At 68.6% G+C, this 19,223-nt stretch carries 20 protein-coding genes and 2 tRNA genes; 9 read left to right on the top strand and 13 right to left on the bottom strand.

The features are described 5' to 3' along the window. The first annotated feature begins 46 nt into the window (after window positions 1-46). A complete protein-coding gene (locus FG154_RS07895; protein ID WP_145106326.1) occupies window positions 47-1,279 on the top strand; it encodes a 3-deoxy-D-manno-octulosonic acid transferase in 1,233 nt (410 codons plus the stop codon). A gap of 184 nt (window positions 1,280-1,463) precedes the next feature. Here the strand turns inward: FG154_RS07895 and FG154_RS07900 are convergent. Continuing rightward, window positions 1,464-1,537, bottom strand: a tRNA-Cys gene (locus tag FG154_RS07900). 196 nt (window positions 1,538-1,733) lie between these two features. On the opposite strand from FG154_RS07900, the gene rpsF reads away from it, so the two are divergent. The 3 genes from rpsF to rplI are packed head-to-tail and all read left to right on the top strand — an operon-like array spanning window position 1,734 to window position 2,960. Next, on the top strand, window positions 1,734-2,132 hold the full coding sequence (gene rpsF, locus FG154_RS07905; RefSeq protein WP_011908384.1) for a 30S ribosomal protein S6: 399 nt from the start codon (window positions 1,734-1,736) through the stop codon (window positions 2,130-2,132). A gap of 20 nt (window positions 2,133-2,152) precedes the next feature. Beyond that, window positions 2,153-2,380, top strand: coding sequence for a 30S ribosomal protein S18 (gene rpsR, locus FG154_RS07910; protein ID WP_002720283.1), 228 nt, complete (start codon window positions 2,153-2,155; stop codon window positions 2,378-2,380). Between the two features lie 10 nt (window positions 2,381-2,390). Continuing rightward, complete coding sequence (gene rplI, locus FG154_RS07915) at window positions 2,391-2,960, top strand: 50S ribosomal protein L9 (protein ID WP_145106328.1); 570 nt, start codon at window positions 2,391-2,393, stop codon at window positions 2,958-2,960. A gap of 163 nt (window positions 2,961-3,123) precedes the next feature. On the opposite strand, the gene tig is transcribed toward rplI, so the two are convergent. Both tig and FG154_RS07925 read right to left on the bottom strand, forming a co-directional pair. After that, the gene (gene tig / locus FG154_RS07920; protein WP_145106330.1) at window positions 3,124-4,458 is read right to left on the bottom strand and encodes a trigger factor; all 1,335 of its coding nucleotides are present in this window, start codon (window positions 4,456-4,458) and stop codon (window positions 3,124-3,126) included. Window positions 4,459-4,482: 24 nt separating this feature from the next. Then, window positions 4,483-4,567, bottom strand: a tRNA-Leu gene (locus FG154_RS07925). 200 nt (window positions 4,568-4,767) lie between these two features. Here FG154_RS07925 and FG154_RS07930 point away from each other — a divergent pair. Further along, entirely contained in the window at window positions 4,768-5,238 is a 471-nt protein-coding gene (locus tag FG154_RS07930) for a Hint domain-containing protein (protein ID WP_145106333.1), read from the top strand. 15 nt (window positions 5,239-5,253) lie between these two features. Here the strand turns inward: FG154_RS07930 and FG154_RS07935 are convergent, their stop codons facing one another. Both FG154_RS07935 and FG154_RS07940 read right to left on the bottom strand, forming a co-directional pair. After that, window positions 5,254-6,084, bottom strand: coding sequence for an NAD(P)H-hydrate dehydratase (locus FG154_RS07935; protein ID WP_145106335.1), 831 nt, complete (start codon window positions 6,082-6,084; stop codon window positions 5,254-5,256). Continuing rightward, window positions 6,081-6,755: an NAD(P)H-hydrate epimerase gene (locus FG154_RS07940; RefSeq protein ID WP_145106337.1), complete on the bottom strand. Its 675-nt coding sequence runs from the start codon at window positions 6,753-6,755 to the stop codon at window positions 6,081-6,083. Before FG154_RS07940 ends, FG154_RS07935 begins: the two co-directional genes overlap by 4 nt. 198 nt (window positions 6,756-6,953) lie before the next feature. On the opposite strand from FG154_RS07940, the gene FG154_RS07945 reads away from it, so the two are divergent. Further along, window positions 6,954-7,292: a P-II family nitrogen regulator gene (locus tag FG154_RS07945; protein ID WP_011908380.1), complete on the top strand. Its 339-nt coding sequence runs from the start codon at window positions 6,954-6,956 to the stop codon at window positions 7,290-7,292. 81 nt (window positions 7,293-7,373) lie between these two features. Continuing rightward, window positions 7,374-8,783 (top strand): type I glutamate--ammonia ligase, encoded by a 1,410-nt coding sequence (gene glnA / locus FG154_RS07950; RefSeq protein WP_145106339.1) that lies wholly within the window; start codon window positions 7,374-7,376, stop codon window positions 8,781-8,783. 120 nt (window positions 8,784-8,903) lie between these two features. Here glnA and FG154_RS07955 read toward each other — a convergent pair whose 3' ends face one another. Genes FG154_RS07955 through FG154_RS07965 form a run of 3 tightly spaced genes read right to left on the bottom strand, consistent with a single transcriptional unit; the run spans window position 8,904 to window position 11,874 of the window. Then, window positions 8,904-9,956 (bottom strand): sensor histidine kinase, encoded by a 1,053-nt coding sequence (locus FG154_RS07955; protein ID WP_145106342.1) that lies wholly within the window; start codon window positions 9,954-9,956, stop codon window positions 8,904-8,906. After that, window positions 9,953-10,390, bottom strand: a complete 438-nt coding sequence (locus FG154_RS07960; RefSeq protein WP_145106345.1) for a response regulator — start codon at window positions 10,388-10,390, stop codon at window positions 9,953-9,955. Before FG154_RS07960 ends, FG154_RS07955 begins: the two co-directional genes overlap by 4 nt. Next, window positions 10,387-11,874: a sensor histidine kinase gene (locus FG154_RS07965; protein ID WP_145106347.1), complete on the bottom strand. Its 1,488-nt coding sequence runs from the start codon at window positions 11,872-11,874 to the stop codon at window positions 10,387-10,389. Before FG154_RS07965 ends, FG154_RS07960 begins: the two co-directional genes overlap by 4 nt. Window positions 11,875-12,184: 310 nt before the next feature. Here FG154_RS07965 and FG154_RS07970 point away from each other — a divergent pair, with 310 nt between their 5' ends. Further along, entirely contained in the window at window positions 12,185-13,303 is a 1,119-nt protein-coding gene (locus FG154_RS07970; RefSeq protein ID WP_145106350.1) for an ATP-binding protein, read from the top strand. Next, entirely contained in the window at window positions 13,300-14,610 is a 1,311-nt protein-coding gene (locus FG154_RS07975) for a vWA domain-containing protein (protein WP_145106352.1), read from the top strand. The genes FG154_RS07970 and FG154_RS07975 overlap by 4 nt, the downstream gene beginning before the upstream one ends. A gap of 111 nt (window positions 14,611-14,721) precedes the next feature. On the opposite strand, the gene FG154_RS07980 is transcribed toward FG154_RS07975, so the two are convergent. The 5 genes from FG154_RS07980 to FG154_RS08000 all read right to left on the bottom strand — a co-directional run bounded on the left by FG154_RS07980 (window position 14,722) and on the right by FG154_RS08000 (window position 19,013). After that, complete coding sequence (locus FG154_RS07980; RefSeq protein ID WP_145106354.1) at window positions 14,722-15,399, bottom strand: hypothetical protein; 678 nt, start codon at window positions 15,397-15,399, stop codon at window positions 14,722-14,724. A 187-nt stretch (window positions 15,400-15,586) separates the two neighbouring features. Beyond that, window positions 15,587-16,459 carry a 3-hydroxyisobutyrate dehydrogenase gene (gene mmsB / locus FG154_RS07985; protein WP_145106356.1) on the bottom strand — a complete coding sequence of 291 codons (873 nt, stop codon included), beginning with the start codon at window positions 16,457-16,459 and terminating at the stop codon, window positions 15,587-15,589. Continuing rightward, on the bottom strand, window positions 16,456-17,490 hold the full coding sequence (locus FG154_RS07990; RefSeq protein WP_145106359.1) for an enoyl-CoA hydratase/isomerase family protein: 1,035 nt from the start codon (window positions 17,488-17,490) through the stop codon (window positions 16,456-16,458). Before FG154_RS07990 ends, mmsB begins: the two co-directional genes overlap by 4 nt. Further along, a complete protein-coding gene (locus tag FG154_RS07995) occupies window positions 17,487-18,626 on the bottom strand; it encodes an acyl-CoA dehydrogenase family protein (protein ID WP_145106361.1) in 1,140 nt (379 codons plus the stop codon). The genes FG154_RS07990 and FG154_RS07995 overlap by 4 nt, the downstream gene beginning before the upstream one ends. A 102-nt stretch (window positions 18,627-18,728) precedes the next feature. Next, window positions 18,729-19,013, bottom strand: coding sequence for a hypothetical protein (locus tag FG154_RS08000; RefSeq protein WP_145106364.1), 285 nt, complete (start codon window positions 19,011-19,013; stop codon window positions 18,729-18,731). Between the last annotated feature and the right edge of the window lie 210 nt (window positions 19,014-19,223).

The following is a 19,223-nucleotide window of genomic DNA, read 5'->3' on the forward strand; positions in this document are numbered from 1 at the left end:
GGATGGGTCCGGGGTCACAAGGCGCGACAAGGGAAAGGCCCGACGAGTGACCTTCTATCGTCTCATCCTGATGCTGCTGCTGCCGTTCCTGCTGATGGGCGCGGGCTGGCGGCGGCTGCGCGGAAGGGCCGCCGAGGGCGAGATCGCCGAACGGCTCGCGCTTCGCGGCGGCAGCCGGGATCGGCCGCTCTGGCTGCACGGGGCCAGCAATGGCGAGATCACCTCGGCACGCTGGCTGATCGAGGCGTTCCTGGCGCGCGACCCGTCGCTCAGGATCCTGATTTCCTGCAACAATCCGACAGCCCGGCAGATGGTCCGGGGCTGGGGCATCCCGCGCACCGAGGCCGTTCTTGCGCCCTGGGACACGGCGGGGGCCACCCGGCGCTTCCTTGCGCGGTGGCGGCCACGCGCGCTCCTCGTGCTCGAGAACGAACTCTGGCCCGAGCGGATCGCAGGCTGCGCCGCCGGTGGCATCCCGGTGCTGGCCATCGGGGCGCGTCTGTCGGAGGGCTCGGCGCGCAACTGGCGGCGCGTGGCCCCTGCCCTCCTGCGGCGGACGCTCGCCCGGATCGACTGGCTCTCGGCGCAGGACGAGGAGTCGGAGCGACGGTTCGTCGCGGCGGGCCTGCCCCGCGAGCGGCTCGGGCCGCGGCTCGTGCTCAAGGCGGGCGTGCGGCCTGCCGCGGTCGAGCCCCCCTTTGCCGCGCCGCCGCGCGCGCGTTGCCTGCTGGCCGCCTCGACCCACGAAGGCGAGGACGAGCCGGTGCTCGACGCCTTTCTTGCCGCCCGCCACCGCTTCGATCTGCTCGTGATCGCGCCCCGGCACCCCCGGAGAGGCCCCGAGATCGCCGCGCTCGCCTCCGCCCGCGGCTTGCGGGCCAGCCTCCGCTCGCGCGGCGAGACCCCGGATGCGCCGGTCTATGTCGCCGACACGCTGGGCGAGATGGCGCTCTGGTATCGGCTCTGTGGGACGACCTTCATCGGCGGCACACTGGCCCCGCGGGGCGGCCACACGCCCTTCGAGCCGATGGAGGCTGGCTCCGCCCTCATCCACGGCCCCTCCGTCCACAATTTTACCGAGATCTTCGCGGCCCTCGACAGGATGGGCGCGGCCCTCCCCGTCGCCGGTCCGGCCGAGCTTGCAGCGGCGCTCGCAAACCTGGGGCCGGAGCGGCAGGAGGCCCTGACCGCGGCCGCCCGCCGCCTGCCACGCTCGGCCGATCCCGAACCGATCCTTGCTGCCCTCGCCCGCCTCACGCAGGCCACGCTGAGCCGATAGCTGCGCCGCCCGAAACCGTGGGCAAGAGACGGCCGAGCATCCCATTCCCGCCGGAAACCACCTCCGGCCGCGTATGCCCGTTTGCGCCGCCCTGTCGCCCGATCCCGGCGGCGGCCGCGAATCGGAAGGAGGGGCGGCACATGCACCCGGTTGGAAACGCACGACTTCAAGGCAAGGAAGATGCTGGAGGCGGGTACCGGAATCGAACCGGTCTTCACGGATTTGCAATCCGCTGCGTAACCTCTCCGCCAACCCGCCGGAGCGCGTATCGTGTAGTGGCTTGCGCGAGGGTCGTCAAGGGGGCTCTGCGCAGCCTTGGCGCTTGCGTCCGGCGCCCAGACCGCTATAAGGCCGCATCCTTCCGCACTCATGCGAACCGGCGCAGACTCTCGTGGACGGGCCGCGGAAGGCAAGGCCCGACCTATGAAATGCGCCCCACAGAACTGGAGACCGCATGCCTCTCTACGAGCATGTCTTCATCTCGCGTCAGGATCTTTCCAACGCGCAGGCCGAAGGCCTCATCGAACATTTCTCGACGGTCCTCGCGGACAACGGCGGCAAGGTCGTGGATCGCGAATACTGGGGCGTCAAGACGATGGCCTACAAGATCAACAAGAACCGCAAGGGCCACTATGCCTTCCTGAAGTCGGACGCCCCCTCGGCGGCCGTGCAGGAGATGGAGCGCCTGATGCGCCTCCATGACGACGTGATGCGCGTCCTGACCATCAAGGTCGACAAGCACGCCGAGGGCCCCTCGATCCAGATGCAGAAGCGCGACGAGCGCGAGCGCGGCGACCGGGGCGACCGTCCCGACCGCGGTGACCGCGGCGAGCGCGGCGGCTTCCGTCGCTGATCGGGCAGAGGAGAGATCACATGGCCAACAAACCCTTCTTCCGTCGCCGCAAGGTCTGCCCCTTCTCGGGCGACAATGCTCCCGCGATCGACTACAAGGACACCCGTCTGCTGCAGCGCTACATTTCCGAGCGCGGCAAGATCGTGCCCTCGCGCATCACCGCCGTCTCGGCCAAGAAGCAGCGTGAACTCGCCGCCGCCATCAAGCGCGCGCGTTTCCTCGCCCTGCTCCCCTACGCCGTGAAGTGAGGAGCTGAACATGCAAGTCATCCTTCTCCAGCGCGTGGCCAAGCTTGGCCAGATGGGCGAGGTCGTGAACGTCAAGGACGGTTACGCCCGCAACTACCTGCTGCCGCAGGGCAAGGCGCTGCGCGCCAACGAGTCGAACATCAAGTCGTTCGAGGCCCGCAAGGCCCAGCTCGAAGCGCAGAACCTCGAGACCAAGAAAGAGGCCGCCGCCGTCGCCGAAAAGCTCGACGGCCAGAGCTTCGTCGTGATCCGCTCGGCGTCGGACGCCGGTGCGCTCTACGGCTCGGTCACCACCCGTGACGCGGCCGATGCCGCCACCGAGGCCGGCTTCACCGTCGACCGCGGCCAGGTCGTGCTCGACCGTCCGATCAAGGAACTGGGCCTGCACACCGTCACCGTGACGCTGCACCCGGAAGTCGCGGTCAAGATCACGCTGAACGTGGCGCGTTCGCCGGAAGAAGCCGAACTGCAGGCTTCGGGCAAGTCGATCCAGGAGCTGGCGGCCGAGGCGGAAGCCGCCGCCGACTTCGAGATCGCCGAGCTGTTCGACGAGATCGGGGCCGCCCAGGACGAAGAGTAATCTTCCCCGACAGCACCTTGAGAAGCCGCGCCGGACCTCCGGCGCGGCTTTTTCATGGGCAGGGCCCCCCGCGCGGGTGAAGCGGGCCGGTGCCGCGACCGGACGCTCCAATGCAAAGGGCCGCCCCGAGGGGCGGCCCTGTCATTCGCGAAGCGCGAATGGATCACATCTCGTCGAGCGCCTCGATGGCCTTCTGCAGGTCGTCCTTGCCGACCTCCTTCTCCGTCACCGTTGCACCCTCGAGGATCAGGTCCACGACCTTGTCCTCGAAGATCGGCGCACGGAGCTGCTGCTGGATCTGCGGGTTCTTCTGGACGAACTCGAAATAGGCACGCTCCTGCCCCGGATACTGGCGGGCCTGCGCGAGGACCGCCTGGGTCATCTCGGCGTCCGTCACGGTCACTTCGGCCTTGCGGCCGATCTCGGCCAGCAGCAGCCCGAGGCGCACGCGACGCTCGGCCAGGGCCTTGTGCTCGTCGGTGGGCTCGATGGTGCCGTGGTTGTGGCCGTGCTCTTCGGGGTGCTCCTCGTGCCAGAGCTGGTGCGCGATCTGATGCGCCTCGGCCTCGACGAGTTTCGAGGGCAGCTCGAAGCTGACCATCGTGTCGAGCTGGTCAAGCAGCGCGCGCTTGAGCACGGCGCGCGAGGCGCCCTTGTATTCGGCCTCGAGCCGCTCGGAGATCTGCGACTTGAGCGCGGCGAGATCCTCGGCACCGTATTTCTTCGCCAGCTCGTCGTCGATCTCGGCGGGCTTCGGCGCCTTGACCGCCTTCACGGTGCAGGCAAACTCCGCTTCCTTGCCGGCGAGGTGCTTCGCGCCGTATTCGGTCGGGAAGGTCACCTTCACCGTCACCTCGTCCTCGACCTTGGCGCCGACGAGCTGCTCCTCGAAGCCGGGAATGAACGAGCCCGAGCCCAGCACCAGCGGATAATCCTCGGCCGAGCCGCCCTCGAACAGCTCGCCATCGACCGAGCCCTTGAAGTCGATCACGATCTGGTCGCCGTCCTTGGCCTTGGAGCCCTTGCGGCGGTCCTCGAAGTTCTGGGCCGACTCGGCCAGGTTCTTCAGCGCCTCGTCAACGGCGGCCTCGTCGGCCTTCACCACCAGACGCTCGAGCGTGACCTTCGAGGTCTCGATCTCGGGGATCTCGGGCAGCGCCTCGTATTTCATCTCGACGACGACGTCGGTGCCTTCCTTCCAGGTCTCGCCATCGACCATGCGCACTTCCGGCTGCATCGCCGGACGGTCGCCCGAGGTCTCGAGATGGTCGCGCATGGCGCCGTCGATCGCGTCCTGCATGGCATCGCCGAGAAGGCGCGGCCCGAACTGCTTCCTGAGCATCGCGAGCGGAACCTTACCCTTGCGGAAGCCCTTCATCTCGATGTCGGGCTGCGCCTCGACGAGCTTTTCCTGGACCTTCGCGTCCAGTTCGGCGGCGGTCACCGTGATGGTGTACGCGCGCTTCAGACCTTCCTTCAGGGTCTCGGTGACCTGCATGTCTTTCCGTCCTCTTTGTTCCTCTGGTGCGGGTGAAGGGATTTGAACCCCCACGCCTCTCGGCGCCAGAACCTAAATCTGGTGCGTCTACCAGTTTCGCCACACCCGCCTTCGGGGGCCGCGCCAGAGGCACGCCCCGAAAATCCGCGCCCTTCTAGCAAAGGGGCCGCGCCGATGCGAGAGGAAAAGCGAGCGTCGGCGGGCCGAGGTGCCCTCTCTTCGCCCCAAACTTCCGCCTCCCTGCCTTAGAAATGCTCCATCCCCCGTGATTCATCGCCGACGCGACCGAAACGGTGGAAAGGAACGACCATGGGCGCCACTCCTCGAGGCGAGACCGCGCTTCTGCATCTTGTGCGGCTTGCGGCCGGAACAGCCGTGCACACGCTGCGCGGCACCCTGCCGGTCGAGACGCTGCGCGAGGGAGACCGGGTGATCGCGCGCTCGGGCGCCATCCGGCTGGAGCGCGTGTGGCAGGAGACGCTTCGGGATGTCGAGGTGGTGCATGTGGGCGCCGGCACGATGGCGCATGGCCGGCCCGAGGGGGCGCAACGGATACCGGCGGACCAGCCGCTGCTTCTGCGGGGCGAGCGGGCGGATCTCGTCTATGGCCGCAGCCCGGTGACGGTGCCCGCCCGGCGGATCGTGGACGGGCGGCTGACGCGGCTCCTCCGCGTGCCGGATCTGCGGCTGGTGACGCTAGCCTTCGCCGCGCCGGCCGCGATCCAGGCGGGCGCCCTCGAGCCGGTGACCTGTCCCGAGGTCGCCCCCGCGAACGGCTGACCTGTCGGCGCCGCCTCAGAGCCCGAGACTTCGGAAGACGGCAGGCAGCGCCTCGGGCAGATCCTCTGCGATCAGGCCCGGACCGAAGCGGCGCGCAGCCTCGGCATGAAGCCAGGCGCCTGTCTCGGCCGCCTCCTGCGGTGGCAGGCCCCGGGCGAGTAACCCGGCGATGAGGCCCGCGAGCACGTCGCCCGCGCCGGCGGTTGCAAGCCACGGGGCGGAGGCCGCCCCCGTGGCTGCGTGCAGCGCCAGCCCGTCCGGCCCCGCGATCAGTGTCTCGGCCCCCTTCAGCAGGACCACGCAGCCCGACCGCGCCGCGGCGGCCGTCACGGCATCGGGGCGCGGCACCGACACGAGGTCGGGGTAGAGCCTCTGAAACTCGCCCCCGTGCGGAGTCAGGACGCAGGCGGGGTGAAGGCGGGCGGCAAGACACGGGTCGCGCGCCAGAAGCGTCAGCGCATCGGCATCGAGCACCGTCGGGCGCCCCGAGACCAGATTTGCCGACACCAGTTCGGCCCGCATCGGCCCCAGCCCCAGCCCCGGCCCGAGGCAGATCGCGTTCAGGCGCCGGTCCTCGAGCAGCCGCTCGAGATCCTCGGCCGCATCGACCGCGCGCAGCATCACCGCATCGAGCCGCGCCGCATTCTCGGCCACCGCCGCACGGGGACAGCCGAGCGTGACGAGCCCTGCCCCCACCCGAAGCGCCGCCCGCGCCGCCAGCCGCGCCGCACCGCCATGACCGGGCGGGCCGGACAGCACCAGCGCATGGCCGTGGTCATACTTGTGCTGCCCCTCGTGCTTGGCGAGGCGCTGCGGATCGGGGGGGCCGATCTCGCGCGGGATCATGCCGGCAGCCCGATGTCGGCCACGACGACGCGCACGCCCTCGGCCCGGAGCCGGGCGTGAACGGGCTTTTCCGCATGGAACGTCACGACAAGATCGGGCTCGAACGGACGCTGGCCCAGCGGCTCGCCGGTGTCGCAATCACAGCCCGTCGGCACATCCACGCTGACCTTGCGGATCTCGAGCCCGCTCTCGCTCCATCGATCCCACGCCGTCCAGAACGGGCGCAGCAGCTCGTCCGCCGGGCGGGTCTGCCCGATCCCAAGGAGGGCATCGACGACCAGAAGCCGTTCGGGCGGGTCGCGCCCCAATTCGGGCAACGTCCCGAGCGGGTGGCAGGCCCCCCCGAGGTCGCGCCAGCGCCGCGCGTTGGTCCAGGCATCGCCGCCGGAGCGGGACCCCGGTTCGCGCGCCACGCCATCGGGCGGAAAGAGCGCCTCCCACCCGTGGGCAAAGACGGTGACCTTCCAGCCGCGCGCCCAAAGCAGCCGCGCCACGACAAAGCCGTCGCCCCCGTTGTTGCCGGGGCCGCAGAGCACGAGGGCCTCGGCCGCACGGTCAAGTTGCGGCCATTGCGCAAGAACGGCCTGCACGACGCCCTCGCCCGCCCTCTCCATCAGTTGCAGTCCCGTGACCGTCCCTGCCTCCATTGCAGCCGCTTCGATGGCGCGCATTTGGGCAGATGTGACAGTTTGAACCGTTTTGCGCTCCGCCGCGTTCTTATCCTGCATATCGCCTGATCGCCTTGCTGCATTTTTGTGCGTTGCCGCCAGATTCCCCGGCCTTCACGTCGCTGCCCGACCCTAGCCAATTGTTCCTGTCGGCGAGAAGTGGTCAGTGGCTCTCGGACTAGGCAAAGGGGGAGTCGAGCCGTGAAGAAGATCGAGGCGATCATCAAGCCGTTCAAGCTCGACGAAGTGAAAGAGGCGCTGCAGGCCGCCGGCGTGCAGGGGCTTTCCGTCACCGAGGTGAAGGGCTTCGGACGGCAGAAGGGCCACACCGAGCTCTATCGCGGAGCGGAGTATGTCGTCGATTTCCTGCCGAAGGTGAAGATCGAGGTCGTCCTCGCCGACGACATGGTCGAGACCGCCGTCGAGGCGATCGTCTCGGCCGCCCGCACCGACAAGATCGGTGACGGCAAGATCTTCATCAGCCCCGTCGAGCAGGCCATCCGCATCCGCACCGGCGAGACCGGCGAGGACGCGGTCTGACCCCGAACGGGGCCCCAAGGAACAGCGGCCGGCACGGCAGAACCGGCCCATCGACAGCGATCCTTCAGCAAAGGGAAGACTATGAGCAAAGTAGCTGATGCTCTCAAACTGATGAAAGACGAGGAGGTCGAATATGTCGACATCCGCTTCACCGATCCGCGCGGCAAGCTCCAGCATGTGACGCTGGTGGCCGACCTCGTCGATGAGGACTTCTTCGAGGAAGGCTTCATGTTCGACGGCTCGTCCATCGCCGGCTGGAAGTCGATCGACCAGTCGGACATGAAGCTGATCCCGGACGCGGGCTCGGTCTATATCGACCCGTTCTATGCGGAAAAGACGATGTGCGTGCATTGCAACGTCGTCGAGCCGGACACGGGCGAAGCCTACAGCCGCGACCCGCGCGGGACCGCCGTCAAGGCCGAGGCCTACCTGAAGGCGTCGGGCATCGGTGACGTGGCCTACTTCGGGCCGGAAGCCGAATTCTTCATCTTCGACGACGTGCGCTACTCGGTGACGCCGGCGAAGGTGGCCTACCAGATCGACGCCGACGCGGCGGCCTGGAACACCGACTCGGAATACGAGATGGGCAACCTCGCCCACCGCGCCGGCCACAAGGGCGGCTACTTCCCGGTGAACCCGATCGACGAGGCCCAGGACCTGCGCGGCGAGATGCTCTCGACCATGAAGCGCATGGGCATGAAGGTCGACAAGCACCACCACGAAGTGGCGACCTGCCAGCACGAGCTTGGGCTGATCTTCGGCGGGCTGACCGAGCAGGCCGACAACATCCTGAAATACAAGTACGTCATCCAGAACGTCGCGGCCGCCTATGGCAAGACCGTGACCTTCATGCCGAAGCCCATGAAGGGCGACAACGGCTCGGGGATGCACGTCAACATGTCGATCTGGAAGGACGGCAAGCCGCTCTTCGCCGGCGACAAGTACGCCGACCTCTCGCAGGAAGCCCTGTGGTTCATCGGCGGCATCCTGAAGCACGCCAAGGCGCTGAACGCGCTGACGAACCCGGCGACCAACAGCTACAAGCGCCTGATCCCCGGCTTCGAAGCCCCGGTTCTGCGCGCCTACTCGGCCCGCAACCGCTCGGGCTGCGTCCGTATTCCGTGGACCGAGTCGCCCAAGGCCAAGCGCGTCGAAGCCCGCTTCCCCGATCCGTCGGCGAACCCGTATCTGGCCTTTGCCGCGCTGCTGATGGCCGGCCTCGACGGGATCAAGAACAAGATCGACCCGGGCCCGGCTTCGGACAAGGACCTCTACGACCTGCCGCCGGAAGAACTGGCCGCCATCCCGACCGTCTGCGGCTCGCTCCGCGAGGCGCTCGAGGAACTGGAGAAGGACCACGACTTCCTGCTCGCCGGCGACGTCTTCACCAAGGACCAGCTCGAGGGCTACATGGCGCTCAAGTGGGAAGAGGTCTACGCCTACGAGCACACGCCGCACCCGGTGGAATATCAGATGTACTACAGCTGCTGATCAAGGCGGCGAGGGACAGGAAGGGCGCCTCCGGGCGCCCTTTTTCATGCAGCGACGCTGTTCATGCGGTACCCGGGCGAACGACGCTGTCCATGCGGTGCCCGGGCGGCGGACCGCGTGTCAGTCCGCCGTCTCGCATTCGGCCTCGAACCCGATCACGACACAGGTGCCTGCGGCCGTTTCCGGCTGCTCCACCGTGCCGCCCAGCTGCTCCACCATCGCGCGCATCAGGCGCCGGCCGAGGCCCGTCCCCCGGCTCTCGGTCAGGGGGGAGGATCCGATGCCATCGTCGGAAACCTCGAGCCTCCCGCGGCCCGGCTCGGCAACCGTCAGCCGCACGGACAGGCGGCCCCCACTTCCCGACGGCCAGGCGTATTTGGCCGCGTTGGTCACAAGCTCGGACACCACGACGCCCAGGCAGACCGCGCGATCCGCGCCGACATGCACGGGCTCGGTCGAGACATCGAGCTGCACGCCCGGCGGCAGTGTGGCGGTGAAGTCGTCGAGCATCGTGCGCAGATAGGTGCCCAGCTCGACCTGTCGCCCCTCGTGGCCGAGATAGAGGCTGCGGTGCACGGCCGCGACCGCGCCGATGCGGCCCTGGGCCTCGGCCAGTGCGGTCTTCACCTCGTCCGACCCCGACGCCTGGGCCTGCAGGCGCAGAAGCGACTGCACCATGGCGAGGCTGTTGGCCACGCGGTGATGCACCTCCGAGAGCAGCATCTCGGCCCGGGCCCGCGCGGCGCGGGTCTCGGCATCGGCGCGCGCCTTGGCCTGCTCCAGTTCGACCTTGGCAATGGCCTGGCGGATCGAGCGTTGCAGCAGCGGCAGGAACTCGTCCGTCGCGCTCTTGATGACATAGTCGTCCGCACCGGCCTTCAGCGCCGCAACCGCGATCGTGGCCTCGCTCGAGCCCGTCACATAGATCGCGGGAACCCGGCTTCCCGCCGCGCGCATCCGCCCGAGGATGTCGAGGCCCGTGCCGCTCGGCAGGTAGTGGTCGAGCACCACCGCCTGAAAGGGTTCGCCCGCGAGAAGCCGGTCGGCCTCGTCCGCGTCGGGCGCATGGATCACCTCCATGTCCGCACGGGCCAGCGCCTTCTGGATCAGGCGCGCAAGGACCGGGTCATCGTCGATATAGAGGATCCGCGGCCGTTCCGGCGCGTCGTTCATGGGACCTGGATCACCGAGAAGAACAGGCCGAGCTGGCGGATCGCATTGGCGAAGCTCTCGTATTCCACGGGCTTCGTGATATAGACGTTGGCTCCCAGATCGTAGCATCGCTTGATCTCGCGCTCGTCGTCGGTTGTGGTGAGGATCACGACCGGCAGGTGCTTGACGTTCGGGTTGGTCTTGATCTTCTCGAGGATGTCGATGCCGGTCATGTCCGGCAGGTTCAGGTCGAGCAGGACCAGAAGGTAGCGGTCGCTCATGCCTTCGCCAGTGTGGTCCGGGCCGAGAATGTAGTCGAGCGCCGCACCGCCATAGACGAACGGCACGATTTCGTTGTGCACCCCCGCCCTGCGGATGTTCTTCTCGATCAGTCGGGCGTGGCCCTCGTCATCCTCGACCATCACGATGGTCACTTCGCGACCGAGCGCCTTCATGCCTTCACCTCATCCAGAACCCGGCGCAGATCCGTGGGAACATGCAGGGTGAAGGTCGCTCCCTGACCCTCGACCGACCGCAACGTGATCTCGCCGCCGATATTTCGCATCAGTGTGCGGACATGCGCAAGGCCAATTCCCTCTCCGGGCTTGTCCTGGGCGCCCGACCGGCGAAAGAGGTCGAACACGCGGTCATGATCGTCGGCCCGGATGCCGCGACCGTTGTCCTCGACCTCGATGGCGATCATCCGGGGTCCTTCGGACCTCACGCGCACCGACAGACGCAGCGGCTGGGCGGGCCTTGCGTATTTCACGGCATTGTCGAAAAGATTGCCGAGCGCCTGTTCAAGCGCGAGACGGTCCGAGACGATGCCGGGCACGCGCACCGACATGGAGGCCTCGCCCCCGGTCTCGGCGATCTGGTGCTGCACGCTGTCAAGCGACTGACGGATCAGCTCCTCGAGATCGACCGGCACCGGGCGCAGCTCGCGCCGGCCATCGCGCGAGATCTTCAGGATCGCGTTGATCAGCCCGTCCATCTTGCGCGTGGACGAGCGGATGAACTCCAGCGCCTCGGGCAGATCCTCGGCCGCGGCGGTGCGCGCATCGCGGATGTCGCTTTCGCTGACGGGGGTGCCGTCGGCCAGCACATAGGCCTGCAACGGCTTGAGTGCGGCCTCCAGTTCGCTCGTGAAGCCCATGATGTTCACGAGCGGCGCGCGCAGGTCGTGCGTGACGATGTAGGCGAAGCGTTGCACCTCCTGGTTGGCGGCGATCAGGTCGATGGTGCGCTGCTGCACACGTTCCTCGAGGCTGGCGTTCAGGCGGCGCATGTCCTCGTCGGCCCGGCGAAGCGCGGCGATCTGGCGCCGCAGCACGAGCACCGCCGCCCCGATCACCACGATCGCCGCAACACCGCCGGCCACCGACAGGATCTGGAGGATCACGTTCAGCCGATGCTGCGCCGCGATGGCCGCGGCGTTGCGCGCATCCGAGGCTTGGATCATTTCGCTGAGGATGGCGCGGATCCTGTCCATCGTCGCGCGACCTTCGCCCTCCGCAACCACGGCCCACCCCGCCTCGGGGTCGCCGGCACGGGCAGCGGCAACGGTGCCGGCCGCGATCTCGAGGCGGCGGCCGATCAGCGTGCGAAGCTCGTCGCCCAGCTCTCCGGCGACGCGCGGAAGATCCTCGGCCAGCGCCTCGAGTTCGACCGGCACGCGGGCCAGCGCATCCTCGTAGGGCTGCAGGAAGGTCGGGTCGAGCGTGATGAGATAGCCGCGCTGGCCGATCTCGACATCCTGGAGGACGGACAGCAGATCCGCCGCATGCCGGCGCATGGCGCGCTCATCGACGATGTTCTGAAAGGTCTGCTCGGCGCGGGTGCTGATGAAGGTGGCCGTGGATGCCAAAATCGCGATCAGCACCGCCCCAAGCAGGAAGAGCCAGGTTGTGGTGCCGTCGCGTCCTGTCCTTGCGGTCAATTGAAAGGTCCTGTCCCTGTTCTAGTTCGCAAGGAGGCTAGCGCCGAACCGCGTCCTGCCAATGGGGAAGCAGAAGATGATGCATCCCGTTCAGGAAGCGCCTGTCCTCTGCGCGGCCCGCCCTCCGATGGCCCATTTTCCGCTCACAAACCTGACATCTTGTCAATGCGTCAAAAGCGCACATGACAAGGGAACCTTTTGCACCATCTGATCTTGTGGATCTGAATGACCCTAGGGCTCCGACGGCCGGGTCGCGCTCCCCCGGCATTGCCGTGGCGGTCTCTGTGCTTCGGAAGTGAAAGGAATAGTAATGACCGTCAATACCATGGAAGTCTCGGCAGGTCAGGCACAGCAGGTGCTGCGCGAGGGGTGGGCCGCCCAGCGGGCCGGCGCCCTCACCACCTCCTGGATGCTGCATGGCCGCCCCGGCGTGGGGAAGACCGAGATCGTCCGCCAGCTTGCCGCCGAACAGGACGCGCATTTCTACGACCTGCGACTCACCACCATCGAGAGCCAGGACCTGCGCGGCCTGCCCTACTACGACCACGAGACGCGAAAGACCCAGTGGTATCGGCCCGAGGATCTGCCCGATGATCCGAATCGCCCCTCGCTTCTGTTTCTCGACGAGCTGACGGCGGCGCCGCCGCACCTTCATCCCGCCGTCTATGGCCTGCTGCTGGAACGGCGTGTGGGACCGCATCACCTGCCCGACAACGTTTTCGTGGTGGCGGCCGGCAACATGATCGAGGACGGCGCCGTGGCCTACGAGATGGGCACCGCGCTCTCCGACCGGCTGGTGCATCTGCAGGTCCGGGCGACCGCGAAGGACTGGCTGGAAAACTATGCCATTCCCCGCACGCTCCATCCCGCGGTGCTGGCCTTCATCCGCATGCGCCCCGATCTGCTCGAGACCACCGCCGAGGCGCTCGATCGCGGGCTGATGATCTCGACGACGCCGCGCAGCTGGGAGAGGGTGAGCCGGATCATGGCCGCCGTGCGCGACCGCGAGCTTCGCCGCATCATGGTGGCGGGCACCGTGGGCGAGGCGGTGTCGGCCGAGTTCATGCTCGTGGCCGACGACATCGAGGCCTCGGTTTCGGTCGAACGGCTGCTGAACGCCGCGCCGAGCGAGCGGATCATGCTCTATCCCGATTCCATGCACGGGCTTCACGCGCTGATCTATGGCCTCGTGGGGGCGCTTGGCCCGCAGACGGCGGCTCCGGTGATCGACGTGATGGCCGGCATCCGCACCCTCGACGTTCACCGCACCGACAGCAGCTTTGCGCGGATGCCGCTGGCCGAACTGTGCACCCACGGGTTCGAGATGGCGATCCGCCGCGGGCTCGAGCAGGGTCTGGCCGAGGACTTCCTCGGGCATCCGGCCTATGCCGCCTACGCCAGCGAACGCCAGGCCATGGGTCTGGAATGAGCGCGCGCCATTCCCGGCGCGCCTGGGCGGCGCTGCGACGGCTGTCGGAAGAGGATCCGGCCCTGGGGGCGCTGGCGCTGTGGTGCCCCCACCGCGACAGCGACGAACGTGCGCAGGCGGCCTGGACCGACGGCCGGTCGATCTTCTACGGACGCGCGTTCGAGGATCTGGCGCCGCACGAACAGGTGGGGCTCGCCGGGCATCAGGTGCTGCATCTGGCGCTGCGCCACGGCCCGCGCGCGCAGGAGATGCGCTCGCGCTTCGGCGATCGTTATGACGACGAGCTGTTCAACATCGCCTGCGACGCGATCCTGAACCAGACGCTGGTCGAGGCTGGCCATTGCATCCCCCGTCCGGCCATCCTGCTCCCGGATCTGCTGAAGGCGGCCCTGCCCGAAGAGACACGGACCTGCCAGTGGGATGCCGAGGGGCTCTACATCCGGTTGCAGTCCGACTCCTCGCGCGCCGGCAAGGGCAAGGGGGGGGGCGACGGCAAGGGCAAGGGATCGGACGACAGCGAGACCTCCCGCCCCGACGCCGCCGAGGCGGCGAAGGAGTTTGCCCGCCAGAAGGGCTTCGACGCCGATCTGGAGCCCTGTCCCGGCCCGGTCGAGGGCGACGAGGACGAATGCCCCGATGCCTCGGACTGGCAGGACCGCATCACGCGCGCGATGGAGGCGGGCCGCTCGGCCGGCCGCGGCATCGGCACCCTGTCCCACAAGCTGCTCGACCTGCCGCAGGTGGGCCTGCCCCACTGGGAGCGGCTGCTGCGCCGGCTGATCTCGAAGGCGGTGACGCAGGTGCCGCGGCCCGACTGGGGCGTGCCCGCCCGCCGCTGGCTTGCCGCCGACAGCGTCGCCCGCACCGAGGGCCGGTATCAGCCGCCGTTCCAGCCCTCGCGCCGCCCCGACCGCAACCGCATCCGCGTGGCGATCGGCGTGGACACCTCCACCTCGATCGACGACGCCCGCCTCTCGCTCTTTGCCGCGCAGGTGGCCGGGATCGGACGCCGCACCGGGGCCGAGGTTCATGTCCTGGCCTTCGACACCGTGGTGAGCGGCCACACGAAGATGCAGGGCATGGCCTGGGAGAGCGAGATCCAGCGGGTGAGTTTCGCGCGTGGGGGTGGCACGGATTTCCGCCCCGTGATCCAGAGCGCGCTGGAGCTCGACCCATCGGTGATCGTGATGCTGACGGACCTCGACGGCCCCTGCGGGCCCGCCCCGAAGGTGCCGGTGATCTGGGCCGTGCCGCAGGACGATGCGCCCAGACCGCCCTTCGGCCGGGTGATCAGCCTGGCCCGCTGACAGTCTCCAACCCCGATCAACCCATGCCAGGACCGGCCCTTGCCGGTCCTGGATGCTTTCATGAAAAAGGCGCCCGTTCATCGGGCGCCGTTCAGGCAGGTGGTGCCAAGGTCAGGCTTTGGCGACCGTCCGGGCCATCGCCGCAAGCCGGGCATGGGCCGAGATGCTGTGCGCTTCGAGCGACACCTCGCGCATGGGCTTCTTTTCGACCAGGTTGACCCGCAGAAGCGCCGACTCGCGCAGCCCGTCGGTGAAAAGCGTTTCACGCACCATGCGCTGCTCTTCGTCGCTCAGATCCAGCACGCGCCCGTCGGCCGAGTTCTGGATCGAGACCAGCGTGATCGGCGGAAGACGGGCGAGCGAGGATTGCTCGATCACAAGCGTGAGCCGGCCCTTCAGGATGCCGCGCTCGGCCGCGATCCGGGTAAGCACGCTACGGCCCCGGAGCCGCAACAGATCGAGCACGCGCGCCACCTCGTCCTCGTCGCCGCTCCGGGGGCGGACAGGCACGAGATGACCCTCGGCAAAGAGCAGAAGGAAGAGCAGGATCGGCGACAGGGCGAGCGACGCCGTGACGAGATCGGGCGCAACCAGCACCGCCGCCGGAATGGGCGCGACGACGGCGCCGTTGCGCAGCATGGCCGACTCGGCCGCCATCCGCCAGAACGCGGTCGAGAGCATCAGGCGGCGCGGCAGAGGCCGCTGCGGCTCGGCGAAACGACCCGGAAAGCGGCGCGCCTTGAGGGTCTTGCGATTGAAGGTGGTGGAAGGAGCGAGAACGAAAATCATGTGTGTCACCTGCCTTTGACCCTCAATGCTGACAGGGCCCCGCGGTTCCCGGCCGCGGTCGGATGAGCCTGTCACTGATACGGCATCGGCAGACGTTGGATCATCGGTCGCGCGCGGGCGCACGCGCCCGTGACCGGATCCCGTCAGGGGCGACGGCGCGCCCCCGACGGCTGCGGTCGCTCGGGCGTCAGCTCCGCCCGCGGCCCTCGAACCGGGGCAGCATGGCCGAGAAGTCCCGCCCTCGCCCGTCCTCCTCCTCGACGAAGCGGGCATAGAGGTCGGCCGCGAGGTGGCCCATCGGCGTGTCGGCATCGGCGCCCTCGGCGGCCTGCTGCGACAGCCGCAGGTCCTTCAGCATCAGCTCGGCCGCGAAACCGGGCTTGTAGCCGTTGTCCGCGGGGCTCTGCGGGCCGACGCCCGGCGCCGGGCAGTAGGCGTTCATCGACCAGCTGTAGCCCGACGAGGTCGAGACCACATCGAACATCTTCTGCCGGTCGAGCCCCAGCTTGTCGGCCAGCGCGAAGGCCTCGCAGGTGGCGATCATGGTCACGCCGAGGATCATGTTGTTGCAGATCTTGGCCGCCTGCCCCGCGCCCGGCCCCCCGCAATGGACGGCCTTCTGGCCCATGATCTCGAACAGCGGCCGCACGGTGGCGAAGGCCGCGTCGCCGCCGCCCACCATGAAGGTCAGCGTGCCCGCCGCAGCCCCGCCGACGCCGCCCGAGACCGGCGCATCGAGCGCGCCCAGCCCCGCCGCCTCGGCCTGCGCCGCCACGGCGCGCGCGCTTTCGACATCGACGGTCGAGCAGTCGCAGAGAACGGCGCCCGCGGCCATTGCCGGCACCAGCTCATCGGCGACGGCGCGCAGGATCTGGCCGTTCGGCAGCATGGTGAAGACCACCTCCGCGCCAGCCGCCGCTTCGGCGGCCGAGGGGGCCATCGTCACGCCCTCGGGCGCAGGCGCCGCCGTATCGAATCCCGTGACCTCGTGCCCGGCCGCCGCCAGGTTGCAGGCCATCGGCGCGCCCATGTTGCCCAACCCGATGAATGCGATTTTCATGTTCTCTCCTCCTCGAAGGTCAGGGCGTGCGGGCCGAGCGGCTCGAGCAGGGCCGCCACCTCGTCCGGGCGCACGGCCGCCGCTTGGTCATGACGCCAGCGCGGCGAGCGGTCCTTGTCGATGATCGCCGCGCGGATCCCCTCCAGAAAGTCCGCCTGCCCCTGCGCGCGCCAGGTGAAACGATATTCCAGATCCAGCGCCTGCCGGATCTCGGGGTGCGGCCCCAACCGCCGCAGGATCTCGAGCGTGGCGGCCATGGCCAAGGGCGAGCTTCGCCGGATCGCCTTCAGCGCCTCCTCCGCAAGGCCGGTTCCGGCCTGCTCCAGACGGCCGATGATATCTGTGAGCGCAAAGCCCTCGAACAGACGGTCGATCTCTTCCTGCGCCTCCGGCAGGCGACCGGCGGGCGGCTCCTGCGCGGGGATCGCGACCGTTCCGGCTTCGAGACGGGCGATCAGCGCCGGCCAGTCAGCCTCGGGCACGAAATGGTCGGCAAAGCCCGCGCGGATCGCGTCGCCCGGCCCCATGCGGCTGCCGGTGAGACCGAGCCACGCCCCGACACGGCCGGGCGCATGGGCCAGAAGATGCGTGCCGCCCACGTCCGGCACGAGGCCGATGGCGCATTCCGGCATCGCGATCTGGCTGCTCTCGCCCACGATGCGATGGCTTGCATGGCAACCGAGCCCCACGCCGCCGCCCATGGTGAAGCCCTGCATCAGGCTCACCACGGGCTTCGGATAGTCCGCAATCCGCGCGTTCATCCGGTATTCGTCGCGCCAGAAGCCCTGCCCGAAGGCATGATCCCCCGCGGTGCCACGGGCGTGAAGCTCGGCGATGTCGCCCCCCGCGCAGAAGGCGCGCGGACCGCTGGCGTCCATCACCACCAGGTCGATCTCCGGGTCCTGCGCCCAGTCGCGCAGCGCCGCGTCGATCCCGAGACACATGTCGTAGCTCAGCGCGTTCAGCGCCGCCGGACGGTTCAGCGTGATGCGGCCCGCCCGTCCGGCCTTGCGGATCAGCACATCGCTCATGCCGCCCCCAGGGACCGGGCGATGATCACCCGCATGATCTCGTTGGTGCCCTCGAGGATCTGGTGCACCCGCAGGTCACGCACGATCTTCTCGATCCCGTAATCGGCGAGGTACCCGTAGCCGCCGTGCAACTGGAGGCACTGGTTTGCCACCTCGAAGGCGGCGTCGGTCACCGACAGCTTCGCCATCGCGCAGAACCGGGTAGCGTCCGGCGCGCCCTGATCGAGCTTCCACGCCGCTTGCCGCAGGAAGATGCGCGCCTGCTGCAGCCTGACTTCCATCTCGGCGAGGCGGAACTGCAGCGCCTGGAACTCGTCGAGGCGCCGGCCGAAGGCACGCCGCTCGCCCATGTAGGAGAGGGTTGCGTCAAAGGCCGCCTGCGCGCCCCCCAGCGCGGTGGCCGCGATGTTGAGCCGCCCACCATCGAGGCCGGCCATCGCATAGCTGAAGCCGCGCCCCTCCTCGCCCACCAGATTTTCCGCCGGCACGGCGCAGTCGTCGAACTGGACCTGCCGCGTCTCCTGCGCGCGCCAGCCCATCTTGTCCTCGAGCCCACCAAAGCTCAGGCCCGGTGTCCCGGCCGGAACGAGCAGCGTCGAGATGCCCTTGGGCCCGTCGGCGCCGGTGCGGCACATGGTGAGGTAGGCATCCGAATAGCCGCCGCCCGAGATGAAGGCCTTGGTCCCTGTAAGCCGGTAAGCCTCGGGGCCTGCCACCGCCCGCGTGCGCAGGGCGGCGGCGTCCGACCCTGCGCCGGGTTCGGTCAGGCAGTAGGAGACGAGCGTCGTCAAGTTGCACATCCCCGGCAGCCAGCGCGCCTTGAGCGCGTCCGAGCCGTAGCGGTCGATCATGCCGCCGCACATGTTGTGGATCGACAGGAAGGCCGCCACCGACGGGCAGGCCATCGCCAGCGCCTCGAAGACGAGCGTCGCATCGAGCCGGCCGAGGCCCGATCCGCCATGCTCTTCCGAGACATAGATCCCGCCGAGCCCAAGCTCGGCCACCTTTGGCCAGAGCGCCCGCGGGATGGTTCCCGCCTCCTCCCAGGCCCGCGCGTTGGGCGCGATCTCTGCCGCGCCGAACTCGCGCGCCATGTCGAAGATCGCCTGTTGCTCCTCGCTCAGCGCGAAATCCATGCTGCCTCCCCTCCTGTCCCGGCGGCGAGGTTAGAGCAGCCGCCGCGGGACTGTAAAGCGAGCGGGACGCTACGTCATTTCGCGCCCGGCGCGGGTCGGGCCTCAGTTCGCGTAGCAGGTCGAGCCGCGGCCGAAGCCCGCCGGCGAGCAGATCCATGAGCCGCGGCCGATCTGGCGGCGGACACGGGTCGCGGGCGCCTCGGACGAGGCGCGGACCACGACGGCGGGCCTGGAGAGCCAGTCGAACGTGCCGGCCGAGCGGGTCTGGACAACGCCGCGTGCGGACTGGGGATTGCGGGCGGCCTCGCTGGAGGCCGTGGCGACCTGCGGGGCGCCAAGCACGAGGGCCACGCCAAGAGCAACGAGAAAACTGCGAGCGGGTACCATGGTCTGATCTCCTTCGCTGGACACGAAGGAAATGGGTCAGGTTGAGCCGATGGCATCCCCTGCAACCACAATCCGTCATGCCGGTCATGAACATTACCGGCATTTCTGGCGAGGGATCACGCCAGCAGATGGGCCCTAAAATGGCCTCTTTCGGGCAGGATCTCCCGAAAGATGGCACCCGTTCGGAGGGGTCGCACCCCCTCCGGCGCG

Source organism: Cereibacter sediminicola (genome assembly GCF_007668225.1).
GTDB lineage: Bacteria > Pseudomonadota > Alphaproteobacteria > Rhodobacterales > Rhodobacteraceae > Cereibacter_A > Cereibacter_A azotoformans.